Genomic DNA, 17,010 nt, shown 5'->3' with positions numbered 1-17,010 from the left:
CCATGCCGTTCCGCGACCCGGTGACGGAGGACAGCCGTCCCCGTGCCTGCCGCCGTGACGAGCGGGGATCTGCTGTGGTGGATTTCGTCTTGGTCGGCGGCCTTCTGACGGTGTTCTTCCTTGCAATCATTCAGCTGACACTGGTGCTCCATGTACATAACACCCTCGTTGACGCTGCCTCGTCCGGAGCCCGATACGGAACTCTCGCGGACCGGACGCCCAGCGATGCGCGTGAGCGCACTGCAGACTTGATCGGCACCGCTCTGAACGCAGACTATTCCCGGGACATCTCGACGTCGGAGGCTAGTTCCCGAGGCATCCGCACCCTGGAGGTGATAGTCCGGGCGCCCTTGCCGGTCATCGGGCTTATTGGCGCGGGACCGGGCCTGGAAGTGAGAGGTCATGCTGCGTTCTCTGACTAATCTGTTCCGGGCCGGGCGTGCTCGCTTCGGCGAGGCTCTCTGTCTGCAGGTCCGGGAAGCCGCGGGAACGGACGGCCCTCGGATTGCGCCCCAGCAGTGCGTCTCCGGGGAGCCGGACACCGAACAATCCGATCCCGAACAATCCGACTCCGAACAATCCGACGCAGGACAGGCCGCCTCGGAGCGGGCCTCTTCCGAGCAGGGAAGCGCGGTGGTCGAGTTCACGTTCCTGTCCCTCCTGCTCATGGTTCCCGTGGTCTATTTCGTCGTGACGATTGGACAGATCCAGGGCGGTTCCTTCGCGGTGGTGGGGGCTGCGGACCAAGCCGCCAAGGTCTATGTCACACAGAAGGATGCTTCCCGCGCGCGTGCCGCTGCTGAACAGGCAGCCCTCATCACGCTTGCCGACTATGGGCATCCTGGAGAGCGGGCTTCGGTGGACGTCGGGTGCGACCGCGAAGATTGTCTATCTGCCGGAACAGCGGTCACAGTTACTGTCAAGCTCACGGTGCCGCTGACGATGGTGCCGTTCGGCGACGCCCTGCATCTGGATGCCGCGCATCTGAATTCGTCTGCCACCCAAATCGTCGGACGGTTTCAATGAAAGGTCTTCGTCCCACGGCGGGAGCTCCCGTGAGGCCTGAGACGGCCAGCGAAGAGGGCCAGATGATGCTCCTGATCATCGGCTATGTGGTGATCGCACTCTTGCTGGCAACTGTCGTTGCGGCGGCCTCGGCAATCTACATCGAACACAAGAAGCTCCTCTCCATGGCGGATGGAGCATCGGTGGCCGCAGCAGACAGCTATTCGCTCGGTCAGGTGGAAGGAAGCGTCGAAAGGCCATCTGCCGTCCTCTCCAGCGAGCGGGTGCGAGGCGCTACCGAGACTTACTTGCTCCGAAACAGCGCCCATTCACGTTTCGATCAACTCGCGGTCGGACCTGGCACAGGAAGTCCGGACAGCTCCACGGCCGAGGTAGTGCTGAACGCGGTGGCCCATCTGCCCGTGGTCAGCTTCCTGCTACCCGACGGCGTGTTGATCGAAGCCCGGTCCACTGCCCGTTCCCGGCTGAGCCGCTAGTTGACGCTGTCACGGTTCCGCTACCCGCGCGGTGCCAGCCAGCTGATGGCGTAGTCTGGAACAACCATGGCTCAGATTGACTTTCCCGCAGAAATCCGCGCGCTTCGCTCCACCTACCGCTCCATCGAACAGGTTTCCGATGTCGAGAAGCTCAAGGAAGAGATCGCAGAGCTAAGCGAGCAAGCCGGTGAGCCGAACCTCTGGGACGATCCCGCTTCCGCGCAGGTGATTACCTCCAAGTTGTCCCACCGCCAATCCGAACTCGAACGGTTGAACAAGCTGGCGGGCCGCATGGACGACCTCGAAGTTCTCGTAGAGCTCGGCCAGGACGAAGACGACGACGCTTCCATGGTCGAAGCCGCCACGGAACTTGAATCAATCCGCAAGGCCCTCACTGAGCTTGAGGTAGTTACCTTGCTCTCGGGAGAATATGACGAACGCGAGGCCGTGGTCACCATCCGTGCTGGTGCCGGGGGAGTGGACGCCGCCGATTTCGCAGAGATGCTTATGCGCATGTACCTTCGCTGGGCCGAACGCCACGGCTACCCGACGACTGTCATGGACACCTCGTACGCAGAAGAGGCGGGGCTCAAATCGGCCACGTTCGAGGTCAAGGCGCCTTATGCCTTCGGTACGCTGAGCGTCGAAGCCGGAACGCACCGGCTGGTCCGCATCAGCCCCTTCGACAACCAGGGCCGCCGCCAGACCTCGTTTGCCGCCGTCGAAGTCATCCCGCTCATTGAGCAGACCGACTCGATCGACATTCCGGACAATGAGATCCGCGTCGATGTCTTCCGGTCTTCCGGTCCCGGCGGGCAGTCCGTCAACACCACCGACTCCGCCGTACGCCTGACTCACATCCCTACGGGGGTTGTGGTGTCCATGCAGAACGAGAAGTCCCAGCTGCAGAACCGCGCAGCGGCCATGCGCGTGCTCCAATCGCGTCTCCTCCTGCTGAAGAAGGAGCAGGAGGACGCCGAGAAGAAGGCCTTCGCGGGCGACGTGAAGGCCTCGTGGGGCGACCAGATGCGCTCATATGTCCTCAACCCGTACCAGATGGTCAAGGATCTGCGCACCGAACACGAAGTGGGCAACACCTCGGCGGTGCTCGACGGCGATATTGACGACTTCATCGACGCCGGCATCCGGTGGCGCACCGGTAACCGCAACGCAGGAACCTAGGCCCCGGAAGCCTGATTGGGCGACACACCCCAACAAGCCCACAAATACGCCACGGAGCGTGGATATAGTCGGAGAGCCGGCGCTCAACTTCCCCCATCGAAAGCCCGTGCGCTGGCGGTTGGACCGGCCTAACGTGGCATGTCCGGCGGGGTTCTGAAGAGTCATGATCCGATTTGAGAATGTCACCAAGGTCTACGACCCCCATGCCCGTCCAGCACTGGATGCTGTCAACCTTGAGATAGACCGCGGGGAATTCACGTTCCTCGTCGGGGCCTCAGGCTCTGGCAAGTCGACGTTTCTACGGCTCATTCTGAAGGAAGACCGGGCAACATCCGGTTCCGTCTACGTGGCCGGCCAGAACGTAGCCAATATTTCGAGCTGGCGGGTCCCCAAGCTTCGCCGTGGCATCGGCGTCGTCTTCCAAGACTTCCGTCTGCTGCCGCAGAAGAATGTCTTCGCCAATGTGGCTTTCGCCATGCAGGTGATCGGCAAGAGCCGGAGCATCATCCGGGAGACCGTCCCCGAAGTGCTGAAGACGGTCGGACTTGAAGGCAAGGAACGCCGCATGCCCCACGAGCTTTCCGGCGGTGAGCAGCAACGAGTGGCAATTGCCCGCGCCGTCGTCAACCGTCCCGGTATCCTGCTGGCGGACGAACCGACGGGAAGCCTGGACCCCATCACCTCGATGGGCATCATGGGGGTGCTCGACAAAATCAATCAGAACGGGACTACCGTGGTCATGGCCACCCACGACGACGACATTGTGAACGAGATGCGCAAGCGCGTAGTGGAGCTCCGGAACGGAGTGGTGGTTCGCGACGAAGCAAGGGCTCTTTACACCTCGATGATTCCGGTCGTGGGGGAGTCCCGTCGCATGAAAGACGCCAGCGGAGCGGAAATCGACCGTGCACAGGGGGTCCAGCTGTGAGGCTCGCATTTATTCTGGGCGAGATCGGCAGCGGTCTGCGCCGGAACCTGTCCATGGTGATTTCCGTCGTCCTGGTGACGTTCGTATCCCTGACTTTCGTCGGCGCGGCCGGCATGCTTCAGATGCAGATCAACCAGATGAAGGGGTACTGGTACGACAAAGTCCAGGTCGCCATCTTCCTCTGCAATGATTCGTCCACGGCGGCAGGCTGTGCGTCCGGCGCGGTGACCAAGGAACAGCAGGCCAACCTGGCGAAGATGCTTGATTCCCCGGCCGTGAAGCAGTACATCAGCGATTACCAGTTCGAGTCGCAGGCCGACGCGTTCAAACACTTCAAAGAACAGTTTTCCAACTCTCCGATTGTTGACTCGGTGACCCAGGATCAGCTGCCGGCGTCCTTCCGGATCAACATGAAGAACCCCGAGAAATACCAAATCATCAGCGAGACGTTCTCCTCCCAGGCAGGTGTGGAAACCGTCAGCGATCAGCGGCAGGTGCTGGAGCGGATCTTCGAGTGGATGAACGGCGCCTCCTTGGCGGCCATGGTCGTGGCGGGAGTCATGATCTTCTGTGCAGTCCTGCTCATCACAACAACCATTCGGCTCTCCGCGTTCAGTAGACGGAGGGAGACTGGCATCATGCGTCTCGTGGGAGCATCAAAGACCGTGATCCAGTTGCCGTTCATCCTTGAAGGTGTCATTGCCGCCGTAGTGGGAGCGGTCCTGGCGTCCGGCACACTATGGTTGGTGGCCCAGTTCTGGCTCAATGGAAACTTGTCGCAACAGTTCCTGAATACCCCTTTTATCTCTTCGACCCAAGTGCTGGTGATAGCGCCGGTCCTGATAGCGCTGGGCGGCGGCTTGGCCGGGATCTCCTCGCTCCTGACCCTTCGCCGATACCTCAAGGTGTAGCGATGAAAAACAATGACCTCGAGCGGACAGGACGGCTGATGACCGGAAAGTACCAGGCTGCCCTGCAGCTGCGCATGGTGAACGGCCGTGCGAAGGTTGCCGGCTCCGTGCTCGTCCTCGCACTGGCGGCGAGCCTCGGGACCGCGCCCCTGGCACACGCAGACAACCTTGATGACCAGCAGGCGGCACTCAACGCCGAATCGGCGCGCGTACAACAATCGTTGGAATTCGTCGACGCCAACATCGCCAAGGCCGCCGGCGACCTGGTGATCTACCAGGGCAGGCTCCCAGGAGCGCAGCAGGCTCTGCTCGAAGCCCAAGGCAGGGTTGCGTCCGCCGTCAAGGAGGCCGACGCGCTGGCAGCACGGGTGGATCTGGCGCAGCAAAGCAAGGCCAATATCACCCAGCAGTTGGAAAACGACAAGCAAAAGATCACCGACACCAAGAAACTTATCGGCCAGATCGCATCCCAGGCGTACAAATCCGGTGGCGTACCGACGAACGTGGCTTTGATGTTCGGATCGAACGACGGCGGTAACCTCACCGAAAGCATGGACCTCGCCAATCAGGCGATGCGCAGCCAGAACGCGGCGATGACCAAATTGACGCAGCAGAGCGCCACCAACGTCAACTCCCAGGCCCGGCTGGCCGCCGTCGAACAGGAAATCCGCGATCTCAAGGCGAAGGCCGACGCGGCGCTTGAGCGTGAAAAAGCCGCTCGCGATGACGCCGCGGCCAAGAAAGCGGATGTCGACAAGCTCATTTCCGACACCACCCGGCTCGATAGCCAGCTGCAGGCGGCCAAACCGGGGATCCAGACTCAGCTTGCCCAGGTGAAGGCCCAGCAGGACGCGGTCGCCGCGGATATCGCTGATCGCGACCGTAAGCTTCGTGAAGCGTGGCTGGCTGAGCAACAGCGACTGGCGGCGGCCGCTGCGGCAGCCGCTGCGGCCGCCGCCCAGGCGCAGGGCCAGGCTCAGGCCCCGGCCCCGCAGCCCTATGTCCCGCCAGCGAGCAACCCGCGCGGCAACTTCGGCCTGATCCACCCGGTTCCGTCGAACATCCCCATCACCTCAGGCTTCGGTTGGCGTGCGACGCCGCCAGGAACGATTGATTTCTACGGCCAGGGCGGCTATATGCACACTGGTATCGATTTCGGCGCTCCTTGCGGCACGCCTGTTTACGCAGCCGCGGCCGGCACGGTCTTTTCGGCTGGCTGGGGTAACGACGGCGGTGGCAACAGAGTCAAGATTTCGCACGGAGTCATCAACGGAGATACCTTGACCACCATTTACTACCACAACACCAGCGTGGTGGTTTCCTCCGGACAACAGGTGGCCCAGGGGCAGCTCATTGCCTATTCAGGGACCACCGGTAACTCCACCGGCTGCCACGTGCACTTTGAAACCTGGGTAAATGGTCAAGCCGTGGACCCCATGAACCTTTTGTAGCCCCACACTGCGGGGTTCTCCGCTGGCGTAGACTAGTGGGATTCTTCGACAACCAAGGAGTTCTACCGTGCCCAAAGAAAGTGGCCGTAAGGTAGTGGCCACCAATCGCAAGGCCCGGCATGACTACCACATCATGGATACCTATGAGGCTGGCATTGCCCTCATGGGGACTGAAGTAAAGTCCCTGCGCGAGGGTCATGCCTCCATGGTTGATGGGTTCTGCACCTTCTACAACGATGAGCTGTGGATGGAGGGCATCCACATCCCTGAGTACAGCCAGGGGAGCTGGACCAACCACGCCGCCCGCCGCCGTCGGAAGCTATTGCTTCACCGCGAGGAACTTAACAAAATCTCCGGAAAGATCCGGGAAACAGGCCTCACGGTGGTGCCGCTCCAACTGTATTTTCTGGACGGACGCGCCAAAGTCGAGATTGCCTTGGCTCGAGGCAAGAAGGATTACGACAAGAGGCAGACCCTGCGGGAGCAGCAGGACAAGCGCGAATCACTTCGTGAACTACGCGAGCGCAACCGGCGTTAGCACGCTCAGCCCGGGTGTGTCCCGGAATGTTCCAGCGCAGTCATGCGTTATGATAAGTAACCCGGCAGGGATTTTAAGTGATGGCTCCAGAGCGATCGCGATCCTGCAGGATTGATAACAAAATACGGGGATGATCGGTTTCGACGATGTTAGTCGCGACAGGTGAAGCGGGCCGAGGATGCAGAATTATCTCGTAAACGCTGTCTGCAAACCAATAAGTGCCAATTCTAAGCGCACTGACTTCGCTCTTGCTGCCTAAGCAGTAAGACAGTCCGTCAGCCCGAGGTTGCTATTGCCCCGGATCCTGGCGTCATTTAGATAGCCACTGCTGTTTACCTTCGTCATCGAGGTAAACGGGACTCTTAGATGACTGGGCCCGGATCAGCTACTTGTTCGCAGGATGGCTGGGGCCGAGAAAATCCGACGCGAACTGCGCCCGGAGAAGCCCTGACAACACGACATCGGACGGGGGTTCAATTCCCCCCATCTCCACCAGAGATAGCCCCTAGATCCTTGTGATCTAGGGGTTTTCTTTTTGCCTGTTGGCCGGAACCCCGACTTTGTTGACGGAAACGGTACAGATAGGGGACAGGGTTGGTGAAGCACGAGGACAGAGCCGTACGGGAAGAACGAGGCTGACCCATGGCAACCGTTCGTACGCGGGAGCTCAAGAAGGGCGGCGCCTCGCACACGGTAACGTGGCGGGAGCCTGGTGGTGCATTCAAGTCCCGCACCTATAGCGATGCTGACAAAGCCCGTGAACTCAAGGATTTTCTAGACGCGAACGGGAATACCTTCGCGCTTGCCTCGAAGGCTAAGGCTCGAAAGGACTCAACCGCACCGACCGTCTCCGAAGTTGTGGTGCGGCATCTCGATCTGCTTCGCAAGCCGCAGGCGGGCACTATGCCAAGTACCGGCGCTTGGCCGCCGGCCATATCGATCCAAGCGACCTTGGTAAGACCCCGGTAGACAAAGTCACCAAGTCTGCGGTGATCGATTGGCTCGACCAACTCAAGGTGCTGAAGGGCGTAAATCAGAAGGTGGGGGAGCCCCTCGCTCAAAAGTCGAAGCAGAACTTTCACGCTCTCGTGTCCGCAGCCTTCGTGACGGCCATTGACCTTGAGCTCATGACCCGGAACCCGGCCAAGGGTGTTGCGGAGGCCGACCTCAACGAGGCCCGCGAGGCCGTCTACCTTGAACCGGAAGATCTCGCTATGCTGGCCGAACGCATCGACCCGCACTATTCGCTGTTTATCCGGTTTCTCGCAGGGACAGGACTCCAATATTCAGAGGCAACCGCGCTCCGTCGGCGTGACATTACAATTCGTGAGCGCAGTCGTCAACGTGACGCGGGCATGGAAGTCAGTCGGCAAGGGCGAAGAAATCGGACCACCCAAGACCAAGAAAGCCAAGCGAACTGTAACATGTAACGCCAAGCTCACGGAAGACCTGATCGAGCACATGAAGCCGCTCGGCCTGGATGCGTTCGTGTTCCAGCAGCCGGACGGTGAGTATGTGCGTAACTCGCGCTTTCACAAGGAGGTATGGCAGCCACTCATGGCCAAGCTGCTAGAGGATGGCAGTTTGGACAGGAAGCCATGGATATACGAGATTCGACACGCGCACACCACTCGTTTGCTGGACGCCAATGTGCCGGTGCATGTCGTACAGGCCCGGCTTGGCCACGAAGACCCGCAGACCACCCTTCGCGTCTACGCTCGACTCTCCAAAGCCTCTAACGCTGCCGCTGCCGACGCGCTGGGCTAGCCCCGTCAGGCCCGATGCGCGCCAGGCTCCCTTGTGCGGTTGGGCTACTTGTACCAGACGGCGACACCTTTGTGGTGGGAGCAGGTGCCTTGGTGCGTTGCAGAGAACGAATACGTACCGTCTACGCATAGCGCGGTAGCACCGCCACCGAGTGCCGGCGCCGGTGCGGGCGCTGGCTCCGGTGCCGGTGCAGCTGGTGGTGGTGCAACTGGTGCAGGTGCCGCGGGCGCTGGCTCCGGTGCGGGGGCGGGTGCGGGTGCGGCTGGAGCTGGTGCTGGTGCGGCGGGTGCTGGTGCGGGCCCAACGTAAGTTTCGTAGGCCGCCCACCAGTCGGAGGCTATGGCTTGTTGGGCTGTAGCCAATTGCAACGATCCCGAGCAGGCCAGGTCGTGGAGTTTATTTTCGAGGGTGTCCTTCACCGTGGCGCCCTCCGGGACGCTATATGGTTCGGGCCAAAGATTTAGGGCGCTCTGAGGAGCTCCGCCAAGCTCGAGCGGAATGAGGTGGTCCTCTTCATAGTCTGCGGGGTTGGCATCGCCCTGGTACACATAGCCGGAAGCCAGCTGGCGCACCTTGAGGGCAGTGGCCACCGAAGAGTCTGGTCGAATGGTGGCGGTCCAGCCGCTTACGCAGATCGTTTGGGAAATCGTCCCTTGGAGGACGGCAGGGTTCGTGGCTCCGGGCGTGACAGTTCTGTCCGGTAAGATCGCCCCAGCAGCGTTGAGCGCAGGGGTGCCTCGGGTGTTTGCGCCAGCCAGAGGATCTGTCGTCGGCGAAGGGCTAGGTGTCGGAGTGGGCGTGGGTGTCGCGGTCGCCGTCCGTGTCGGGGAGGGGGCCGGCGTGGGGGAGGAAGCTGATGAAGCGGTATTAGTTGGCGCCACCGCAGCCCACGTCGGAGTGACGGGTGTATACGAACTAGCCGGGGCTGTGGCCCCCACTGCTACCGCCGAGGTTAAGAATCCTACGAAGCTTGCAGCAACGACAATAATCCCCACGCGCCGCCCCGCGATATGAGCCCACGATCGGCGCCCAGTGATGGTGGTGTACAGGCCAGTGACGAACACGACAATCGTAATGAGGAAAAGCCATACCAAGAATCCGCTGATTCCGACAGGGATCATGAGCAGTCCCAGCAATCCGAGCAAGCCAATCGCCACGTAGGTTGAGGCCCCCATGCGCCGAAAGAACCCCTTTCTGGCCGGCCTTGTTGGCGTGGCTAAGAGGCCCTGACTGATTACGTTAGAAGGGAGGACATGCTTCTGCGGAGGGCGAACCTGTGGAGTCCACTTGTTGCCGTCCCACCACCGTAGCTGTCCTGGAACATTCGAGTCCGGATACCAGCCAGCAGGTACTGCCATTTTACTGCCCCCGAAGTGCGACTATGGCGGAGACGCCGCCGGATAACACCTCATCATAGGACCAGAAATGTAGCGGGGGAACCGTGATCAACGCCTTTAGCGCTTCCTTCCTCGGTTACACAATGCGGCCAAGACCAGGTTCGGTTTCTGGGTTCCAGGGCTGAGTGCTGGCAACCACCTCCAACAGCGGCGCCAGAATCGCTGGACCGGGTCGGACTTGCTGCACGACGAGCAGCAATGGTGAGCCAAGAAGCGGCCCGGAATGGCTGCCGCTGCGCTGTGGTAGTGTCCGCACCGCACGACTCCTTATCGTGAGGTCGGGAGATCGAGCCTCCCCACCGCTACCAAGAAAATCCCCGCCACGGCGGTGTCGACCTCCTGTTCAACCTGCACGGCCTTCGTATCTTGAACAACTGCTCACTTCTTTCAGGCAACTCGTTCGAAGGGGCGCGCGCGGCTATCTCCGTTGGGGACGCCTCTGAGCGGACTGGTCCAGTCGGTATACAGACCGGGATCAACCGTGGAGCCTGTGACCGGAAAGGCGCAATTGCCTGAGAGGGCAAACAATTAAGCCAGATCGTCAGCCGGCACCCAGCCCCTCCGCCAGCACAGCACCCGCAGGTGCACCGCAGCCCTCTTCCTCGCAGGTTTACCACGTTGATGGACATCTGCTTGATGCCTTACCACCAGACAGCGTTGTCTTGTGGCCATCCAATCCGCTGGCACTAGGGGCGATGAGTAACTTTCGACTCGCTGCGGCATGATGAAGTCACGTGTGGACGCTACGTTGTTTCGAAATCGACTGCTGACCTCATGGCCGCCTTCGACGTCCATGAGTCGTACGTCGATGGGCTGCAGCGTTCCTACAACGTCGCCCCAACTGACACCGTGCCGTTGATTCTGGAGCGGAACTCCGGGGAGGACACGCCGTCTACTCCTAAGCGATCCAGCAGACAGCGAACAAGGTTAGGCTTCAGCCCCGGCCTGAACCTATAGGGCGTGTGCCTCGTGATAGGCGTCGGCGCAGGCGCCGGAACAAAGTCGCCGGTCCTGACCCACCCTGAGGATGTCCCGGCATACCTCACACTGCTTTGGTTTGGCGCGGGCGAATAACCACCACGCAATAAGCCGGTCAATAGGTCGCATGACACAAGCATAAGGCCCCGTATCCCTGCTGGTACGGGGGCCTTTGTCGTGCCCGGATACGGTGGCTCCGTGGCCGTCTTCACCCTCGACGCCACTACCTGCTAATACCCGCGCCCGGGCCCCGGGGAAGGGGTCCGGCGCTAGAGGCTAGCCCAGTATGGCGCGGCCAAGAACTGGCGCCAGCTTTGCAGAGAAGGCCGGCGTTAGGTGCTCCCCCTCCACAGAGACCGGAGTGTTGCCAACGAATGAGGGGCAGACGCCCTCCTGTGTGCAGAACCAGGATGAGGTCGATACATAGCGCACTCCGGGCACCGCCGCCGCCGCATCCTTATTAGCCTGAAGTACGATTTTGAACGGCCCGCCATCAGACACGCAATCGGACGGTTTGCTGATCTTGGTAGCACACACCTCAAGGTTCTTGCCATTAGGCGGCGGGGACAAAAGCACTACCTGCGCTTTGGATAGCCCCCGAATCTTGGTGAGCGTCTTCGTGCTCGCGTCACGCCAAATGTTGAACACATTGGGATCCCCCTTCGCCCCCACCATTCGGACTGGTGTCGCGAGGGTACTTGATGCGATGACCATTTGCGGCTGAATCTGGCGTACCTTCTCGAAGGCCCACTGCTGGTGAGCGCTGCAAGTCTCTGCGAAGGTCGGGTCATTGGGCCGGGTCATCGGTACTTCGATCGCGGGGCACTGGGCCAGCGTCAGAGCCTGAATCTTCCACCCCTGCTTACCGAGGGACTCACGCAGGCCTGGCATCCAGCTGATGGCGGCGGAGTCGCCCAGCAGGACGGCCGTTTTGGTGGCTGTGGGGTCCCCATACACGCACCTCGCGACATTCTGGTCGTTCGTGTCCAGGCACTTGTCATCCTTCCACTCAGGAACGAAGTTGCCATTGAGGGAGTCAGCGCTTGGCTGCAACTCGGGCCAAACATCGGCATCCACGGCCGCTTTCACTTGGGCAGCCAGCGCTTGCTCCGGGGTGACCGAAGCATCAGCAGGCTGTGCCGAGGCGCTGGCCGCAGATGGCGTATTCGGAACAGCAAGAGCCATAGCCGTGGTGGCAAAGATCAGTAGAGCGAGCATGCCGACCGCGACCAACTTAAACCTGTTGCCTACGGGCTGGGGCCGGCCGCTTTTCCCGCCTGGTTCAAGCCACGATGATTTCCGTACCTTGTCTTCCACTAGATGGTAGGAGGCAGCCGAAACCGCGAACATAGCGGCAAGGAAGAGCAGGTCAACGGCGGCACGGGTGCGGGGCAAGAGCGCCGCACCGACGATGATGATCGGAAAGTGCCAGAGGTACAGAGAATAAGAAATGTCTCCCACGTAGACAGCCACCCGATTCGTGAGCGGGTACAGGAAGTTGCTGCCGCCAGTGCCAGAAGCGATAACCATTGCCGTGGCAATTACCGGCAGCGCCGCTCCGGGTGCCGGGAACGGGGTCTCCGATGTGATGACGAAAAGGCTGGCAATGATTCCGCCGAGTCCGACATAGCCAAGCGCTGGCCGCGCCGCGGCTGGTATTCGCTGGAGCACCGGGACCATCAGAGCCAGTAGCGCGCCGATGCCCAGCTCCCACACGCGGGACGTTGTTGAGAAATAGGCGATCGTGGGAGCGTTGGCGGTTTGGGCCACCGAGATCAGGAAGCTGCCGGCGACGATGATGACCATTGACAACGTCAGAACCCGTCGTGCCCTGGCGAAATCCCAGCCCATGCGATGTACGAGTAATCCGAGGACTCCCACGATAATGAGCGGCCAGGCCACGTAGAACTGTTCCTCGACCGCCAATGACCAGAAGTGCTGGAGCGGCGATACTGGGCCAGCGGCCTGCATGTAGTCAGTACCGGCGATAACGAACCGCCAGTTCGCTCCGAATACCAGGGCGAACAGGCCGTCCCAAGTTACCTCTTTTGCGCGCCCACTGGGGAATAAAGCCCAGACAGCAGCGATCGTCACCGCTAGAACCAGCAGCGCGGCGGGGAGGATCCTACGGGCACGCTTCCGGTAAAAATCCGCAAAGGAAATTCGCCCCTGCTTTTCGTAGGACCGCAAGAGAATGCCCGAGATCAGGAAGCCTGAGATGACGAAGAATACGTCCACGCCAACGAACCCACCGGTCGGCCACTTGAAGAAGTGATCTGCGACGACGGAAAGAACGGCCAGTGCGCGAAGGCCCTGGATGTCGAGACGGATTTTGCTTCTGTTTTGTGCCTTGGCCACTGCGGGATTTGTGGCATGACGAGGTGCCGTTTGAATCGACATGGAATTCCCCCAACTTGAGACCTGCAAAAGATTCTATCCGATGCCGCCATATGCCCCGTCCATTTCGGTGGGCAGGTCCCCTTTTAGTGCCCGCTACGATTACGCCATGGCATCATTCACCCTTGACGGGTCACGTACGTGCATGAGGACCCCACCCGGCGACCCTGACAGCACCCGCTCTTGGGTGTACGGCCACTACCCCAAGGTCCGTGCCACCATCACCCACACGACCGGAACCGTCTACGCGCACGCCGAACGCTGGAACCGGACCCACGTACAAGCACGCTGGGAGGACGACGACCGCCGGCCGCAATGAGCATGGATACCCGCCGGCAATGTCCGCCGCGTGGGAATGGACCCCCGCCCGTGGTGGCGCCGGTGGATCCGGCCGCCGTGGAACGTGCGACCAGGGCTCGTGAGGCTATGCCGGTTTTGTGATGCTGGATTACGACAACGGCGAGAGTCACGAGGTGCCAACGTTCGCATACGGCTGGACGAAGACGCTCGTCCTCGTGAACGTGCCATGGCCGGAGGAATACTACGAGGGCGGGCAAACAGGTGTGGGTTGCAGCGTCCAAGGTGCGCCGCCGAAAGATCGATCCAAGGGTACGGTAAACACAAAAAAGCACCTCACGACATGGGGATGGTGTGCAGTCGACCGACTAGGTCAAATGCTTTGATCGCATCCACGCCATCGCGAATTGCGCAGAAACCGAAGCCGGATCTATCCGCCCCAATTCGTGTAGCCTTCAACCGATTCGAGCGGCACCTGCCGATATTCGGCAGCGTGAGCTCCCCCGAGCGTCACGTCCGTTAAACAAACGAAACAGCCCCTCACCCGGAGGTGAGATGTCGATCATTGCGCTCGGTTCCCATCGGGGATCATCGTCGGTTTCGCGGCTAGTCTGGCGTTGCCTCAGGGAACACGGATGCTTGAAAATCCCCGAGACTCTGCGGAAGTCCATCATGGATGATCCGCAAAAAGTGGCAGATGGGGATTTCAATTCCCCCCATCTCCACTTTTGTGATGAGTCGAGACATCCTTCACGGATGGCTCGAGTCATCGGTTACACCCCGGTCTTCGGACCGGGGTGTTTTTCTTTGTCTGGACTTCGGATGTGGAGTGCCGGTCCGCTGCCCGTGAAGCTCGGGCTCGTCAGCCGCACGTTCATCGATCTCCGGAGGAAATCCAGAGTCCGGTTCACGATGCTTGGCTACGTGTCGGCGGTCGTCCCGGTTCCGCCGCTGGCGTCCAAAAACCATTACGGTTGCTACCACCGCCGCTCCAACAAGCACCATCACAACCCATATCCATTGTTGCCCGTCCAAGTTCGGCCCCAATCCAACCGGTCAGCTGAGTCCGGTATCACTGCGAAGGACCCTCGCTCCGGCGGACTAGGCCGGGATGACAGACCCGGTTAGAAGTCAGTTCACCTGACCCTGATTCTTGAACTGCGAGTACTCCGTCCAGCCGTTTTCGCTTTGTACCTTGGTTGTGGACCCATCGACGCCGTGGGCCCCATCGTCGCAATCAGCCCGTCCATCCCAGGATGGACACCATCTGCCAGCCTAAGTCCGCGGTTAGCTGACGTCGCGAGTGGTCATTACTCGGCTTCGTGATTTCATACGCAACAACTTTGCCAACGCCACCTGCTCCGGTAGTTAACCAACCAGCACTAGTCGATCAGGAAGACCCGCACCACTACGCGGCCGGGATGGCGTTCGCCGGTTCCGACGGCCAGCTGGTTGTTGAGCCAGGCGAGTTCGGGCGCGGAAGTAGTCAGGCGCGGCCAGCAGCGAAAATAGATGCGCTCAGGGGCGACTTCCTCGCCGCGGTTCAGGCACTCGATGTCCTCCGCCGTTCCATGGCGTAGGGCAGTATTGTGCACGTAGATGCGCTGCCCTGCGTCCGTTTCCAACGCATATCTGGCATCGAGTTCGGTGAGCTCCCGGCTGCGAAGGATTTGGTGGTCCGCGCCGCCGCTCAAAACCTTGCCGTTGATCTGCGGTCCGTTGAAAGTGCCTCCGATGATTGGCACGATCCGGCGGTGGCCCTCCGGTGTAGGCCCGACGTCGATGGGCGCCCCGACGGCGACGGACAACTCGGCGAAGAAAGTCAGCGCGGGCGCCGCATTCCGGTCTGGAGTCACAGTATGCCTGCGCTCAGTCGGCTGGGGTGCAGCTCACCGAAGTGGATTCTTTGCCGCGCGACTACGGTTTCGGCGGACTCGTAGGCGCTCCTTCCGGTGTTCAGATTCCTGTCCCACCGCGGATGGCAGCTGGAGGTGACCTGGACCCTGAGCCGTTCGCCGGGTGCGAAGGTGTAGGCCGTCTGCCAGAGGCTTACGGTGTATTCATGGACGCTGCCGGGGGCAACCAGGGACGGCTCGTGGCCAGGCACATAACGGCCGTTGCCTGTGTAGCTGTGCCGCCAGGAGGCCCTCACGATTCCGTCGGCTAGTGACAAGGACGTTCCGTCCGCGGCTACGCGGCAAAGACGCACTACGAAGTCAGTGTCGACGGCGGAGGTGGAAGCGAAGAAGCTGGCGCGCACTTCCCCGAAAAGGGTGAGCGACTCGGTGAAGGCTTCGCTGGTGAAGACTATGACATCGTCCCGCGCCTCGATGGTTTTCTGGTGCGCGGGTCCTGCCGGGAAGGCGCCGTGGATCATCGTGGCTCCGCCGACAGTGGGCACGGGGTCTAACGGATCGTAATCGTATTCGGCAGCGCCACTTGGTCCCGGCTCGGGGGAGAGGGCGCCGTCGCATCCGAAGTACCAGGATCGTTCGCCGGCCGGAACGGGGAGTTCCTCGAAGCCGCGCCAACGATTCTCGCCCATGAAGTACAGCAACACCGGGGGGACGCGGTGTAGGCGTTCGGGGCGATCTTTGAGGACGGCGTCGAACCAGTCTGTGTGGAGCCGCGACAAGTCGCCCAATCCGTCCATCATCCCGGAGGCTGCGGCGATGCCGAAGTTGATGTCCGGGTATGAGCCGGTGAAGTTTGTGTGGGTCCAGGGGCCGACGATTAAGCGCGGTACGGGTCCCTTTTGGGACCGGCTCATCTCGAGTTGCCCACTGTACTGATCGAAGGTGTTCGGCGCGAAGATGTCGAACCAGCCGCCGATGTGCAGGGTGGGCAGAGGCACAGGCTTCTCTGATGCAGCATCCCATAGCCGGGTAAAGGGGCTGCCGGGATCTTCACCCGCGGAGGGCAGAACGTGGGAATTCATGAACGATCCGAGTTGCGAAGAGAGCTTGCGCAGCGGGAGCGTCTCGAAGAGCGATCCGTCGGCGAAGCCGCGGTCAAGGTCCAGCCAGGACTCGAGTTCCTTTTCGCGGCGCTCGGGATCGTCGTCGAACTCGCGCAACAGTTCGTTCGCCGAGATGGAGGCGTGGCCCCAGCCAAGCCTGCTGCCGAGCTCGTAGGCCCCGCCCCGGTAAAGTGCGCCGTTGTTGGCATTCCCGCCGGCCGAAATGCCGGGAGCGAGGGCGCGAAGGGCGGGTGGGGACAAGGACGCAGCGCGCCATTGTGTCTCGGCAAAATAGGATCGGCCCCACATCCCGACGCTGCCATTGGACCAGGGCAATCCGGCCGCCCACGCGATGGTGTCCGCGCCGTCGGACGCCTCGTTGACCGATGGATTGAAGATGCCGTCGGAACCGAACCTGCCCCGGCAGTCCTGGAGGATCACTCCGTAGCCCTCTGCGGCTACCGTCGCGGGGTTGAAGTAGGCGGAATTCACCGCGAGGTTCCGGCCGTAAGGGGTCCTGGTCAGCAGGACCGGGTAGCGTCCGCCGTCGTTCGCTGGGCGATAAACGGTCGAACGCAGGACCGTCCCGTCGCTCATGCGCGTTTCGACGTCGGGTTCGATGAGTACGGGGAGCGGGCTCACGCGGGCGGTCCTTTTGCTTGGAGGGAGTTAAGGGTTCCGTGGAAGAGGCACGGGCGCGCCC

Annotated in this window: 17 protein-coding genes, 1 other RNA gene and 1 pseudogene; 14 read left to right on the top strand and 5 right to left on the bottom strand. The window is 61.3% G+C overall.

The features are described from left to right. Positions 1–2: 2 nt before the first annotated feature. From ACF0H6_RS05020 to ACF0H6_RS04965, 12 genes are all read left to right on the top strand, one after another. Positions 3–422 carry a TadE family protein gene (locus ACF0H6_RS05020; protein WP_395248688.1) on the top strand — a complete coding sequence of 140 codons (420 nt, stop codon included), beginning with the start codon at positions 3–5 and terminating at the stop codon, positions 420–422. After that, positions 403–1,026 carry a hypothetical protein gene (locus tag ACF0H6_RS05015; RefSeq protein WP_395248687.1) on the top strand — a complete coding sequence of 208 codons (624 nt, stop codon included), beginning with the start codon at positions 403–405 and terminating at the stop codon, positions 1,024–1,026. The genes ACF0H6_RS05020 and ACF0H6_RS05015 overlap by 20 nt, the downstream gene beginning before the upstream one ends. 29 nt (positions 1,027–1,055) lie before the next feature. After that, a complete protein-coding gene (locus tag ACF0H6_RS05010) occupies positions 1,056–1,502 on the top strand; it encodes a pilus assembly protein TadG-related protein (RefSeq protein ID WP_395248686.1) in 447 nt (148 codons plus the stop codon). Between the two features lie 66 nt (positions 1,503–1,568). Next, positions 1,569–2,684 carry a peptide chain release factor 2 gene (gene prfB / locus ACF0H6_RS05005; RefSeq protein WP_395248685.1) on the top strand — a complete coding sequence of 372 codons (1,116 nt, stop codon included), beginning with the start codon at positions 1,569–1,571 and terminating at the stop codon, positions 2,682–2,684. Positions 2,685–2,847: 163 nt separating this feature from the next. Beyond that, positions 2,848–3,612: a cell division ATP-binding protein FtsE gene (gene ftsE, locus ACF0H6_RS05000; protein WP_395248684.1), complete on the top strand. Its 765-nt coding sequence runs from the start codon at positions 2,848–2,850 to the stop codon at positions 3,610–3,612. Then, positions 3,609–4,523: a permease-like cell division protein FtsX gene (gene ftsX, locus ACF0H6_RS04995; protein ID WP_395248683.1), complete on the top strand. Its 915-nt coding sequence runs from the start codon at positions 3,609–3,611 to the stop codon at positions 4,521–4,523. Before ftsE ends, ftsX begins: the two co-directional genes overlap by 4 nt. A 74-nt stretch (positions 4,524–4,597) precedes the next feature. Then, positions 4,598–5,974: a peptidoglycan DD-metalloendopeptidase family protein gene (locus ACF0H6_RS04990; RefSeq protein WP_395249883.1), complete on the top strand. Its 1,377-nt coding sequence runs from the start codon at positions 4,598–4,600 to the stop codon at positions 5,972–5,974. Between the two features lie 67 nt (positions 5,975–6,041). Then, positions 6,042–6,512 carry an SsrA-binding protein SmpB gene (gene smpB, locus ACF0H6_RS04985; protein WP_395248682.1) on the top strand — a complete coding sequence of 157 codons (471 nt, stop codon included), beginning with the start codon at positions 6,042–6,044 and terminating at the stop codon, positions 6,510–6,512. A gap of 126 nt (positions 6,513–6,638) precedes the next feature. Next, positions 6,639–7,007: a transfer-messenger RNA gene (gene ssrA, locus ACF0H6_RS04980) on the top strand. A 147-nt stretch (positions 7,008–7,154) separates the two neighbouring features. Beyond that, a complete protein-coding gene (locus ACF0H6_RS04975) occupies positions 7,155–7,481 on the top strand; it encodes a hypothetical protein (RefSeq protein WP_395248681.1) in 327 nt (108 codons plus the stop codon). Next, positions 7,433–7,942: a hypothetical protein gene (locus ACF0H6_RS04970; protein ID WP_395249954.1), complete on the top strand. Its 510-nt coding sequence runs from the start codon at positions 7,433–7,435 to the stop codon at positions 7,940–7,942. Before ACF0H6_RS04975 ends, ACF0H6_RS04970 begins: the two co-directional genes overlap by 49 nt. After that, positions 7,839–8,279, top strand: a complete 441-nt coding sequence (locus tag ACF0H6_RS04965) for a tyrosine-type recombinase/integrase (protein WP_395248680.1) — start codon at positions 7,839–7,841, stop codon at positions 8,277–8,279. The genes ACF0H6_RS04970 and ACF0H6_RS04965 overlap by 104 nt, the downstream gene beginning before the upstream one ends. Before the next feature lie 44 nt (positions 8,280–8,323). Here ACF0H6_RS04965 and ACF0H6_RS04960 read toward each other — a convergent pair whose 3' ends face one another. Both ACF0H6_RS04960 and ACF0H6_RS04955 read right to left on the bottom strand, forming a co-directional pair. After that, complete coding sequence (locus tag ACF0H6_RS04960; RefSeq protein WP_395249882.1) at positions 8,324–8,869, bottom strand: DUF3761 domain-containing protein; 546 nt, start codon at positions 8,867–8,869, stop codon at positions 8,324–8,326. A 678-nt stretch (positions 8,870–9,547) separates the two neighbouring features. Further along, positions 9,548–9,637 (bottom strand): annotated as a pseudogene (locus ACF0H6_RS04955) (DUF2510 domain-containing protein); the annotation flags it as partial. Between the two features lie 753 nt (positions 9,638–10,390). On the opposite strand from ACF0H6_RS04955, the gene ACF0H6_RS04950 reads away from it, so the two are divergent. Then, positions 10,391–10,633, top strand: coding sequence for an SOS response-associated peptidase family protein (locus tag ACF0H6_RS04950; protein WP_395249881.1), 243 nt, complete (start codon positions 10,391–10,393; stop codon positions 10,631–10,633). Between the two features lie 297 nt (positions 10,634–10,930). Here ACF0H6_RS04950 and ACF0H6_RS04945 read toward each other — a convergent pair whose 3' ends face one another. Then, on the bottom strand, positions 10,931–13,054 hold the full coding sequence (locus tag ACF0H6_RS04945) for an acyltransferase family protein (RefSeq protein ID WP_395248679.1): 2,124 nt from the start codon (positions 13,052–13,054) through the stop codon (positions 10,931–10,933). Between the two features lie 106 nt (positions 13,055–13,160). Here ACF0H6_RS04945 and ACF0H6_RS04940 point away from each other — a divergent pair, with 106 nt between their 5' ends. After that, positions 13,161–13,370 carry a hypothetical protein gene (locus ACF0H6_RS04940; protein WP_395248678.1) on the top strand — a complete coding sequence of 70 codons (210 nt, stop codon included), beginning with the start codon at positions 13,161–13,163 and terminating at the stop codon, positions 13,368–13,370. Between the two features lie 1,360 nt (positions 13,371–14,730). Here the strand turns inward: ACF0H6_RS04940 and ACF0H6_RS04935 are convergent. Further along, positions 14,731–15,204 (bottom strand): DUF3237 domain-containing protein, encoded by a 474-nt coding sequence (locus ACF0H6_RS04935; RefSeq protein ID WP_395248677.1) that lies wholly within the window; start codon positions 15,202–15,204, stop codon positions 14,731–14,733. Next, positions 15,201–16,949, bottom strand: a complete 1,749-nt coding sequence (locus ACF0H6_RS04930; RefSeq protein ID WP_395248676.1) for a CocE/NonD family hydrolase — start codon at positions 16,947–16,949, stop codon at positions 15,201–15,203. Before ACF0H6_RS04930 ends, ACF0H6_RS04935 begins: the two co-directional genes overlap by 4 nt. Positions 16,950–17,010 lie beyond the last annotated feature (61 nt).

The sequence above is a fragment of the Arthrobacter sp. NA-172 genome (assembly GCF_043952055.1).
Lineage (GTDB): Bacteria > Actinomycetota > Actinomycetes > Actinomycetales > Micrococcaceae > Arthrobacter.
This window is presented reverse-complemented; position numbering and strand designations above follow the sequence as displayed.

What these genes read in the sequence shown, in the direction of transcription:
- ACF0H6_RS05020 (WP_395248688.1), top strand. Translation starts at nt 3, where the DNA reads ATGCCGTTCCGCGACCCGGTGACGGAGGACAGCCGTCCCCGTGCCTGC.
- ACF0H6_RS05015 (WP_395248687.1), top strand. Translation starts at nt 403, where the DNA reads ATGCTGCGTTCTCTGACTAATCTGTTCCGGGCCGGGCGTGCTCGCTTC.
- prfB (WP_395248685.1), top strand. Translation starts at nt 1,569, where the DNA reads ATGGCTCAGATTGACTTTCCCGCAGAAATCCGCGCGCTTCGCTCCACC.
- ftsE (WP_395248684.1), top strand. Translation starts at nt 2,848, where the DNA reads ATGATCCGATTTGAGAATGTCACCAAGGTCTACGACCCCCATGCCCGT.
- ACF0H6_RS04990 (WP_395249883.1), top strand. Translation starts at nt 4,598, where the DNA reads ATGGTGAACGGCCGTGCGAAGGTTGCCGGCTCCGTGCTCGTCCTCGCA.
- ACF0H6_RS04975 (WP_395248681.1), top strand. Translation starts at nt 7,155, where the DNA reads ATGGCAACCGTTCGTACGCGGGAGCTCAAGAAGGGCGGCGCCTCGCAC.
- ACF0H6_RS04945 (WP_395248679.1), bottom strand. Translation starts at nt 13,054, where the DNA reads ATGTCGATTCAAACGGCACCTCGTCATGCCACAAATCCCGCAGTGGCC.
- ACF0H6_RS04940 (WP_395248678.1), top strand. Translation starts at nt 13,161, where the DNA reads ATGGCATCATTCACCCTTGACGGGTCACGTACGTGCATGAGGACCCCA.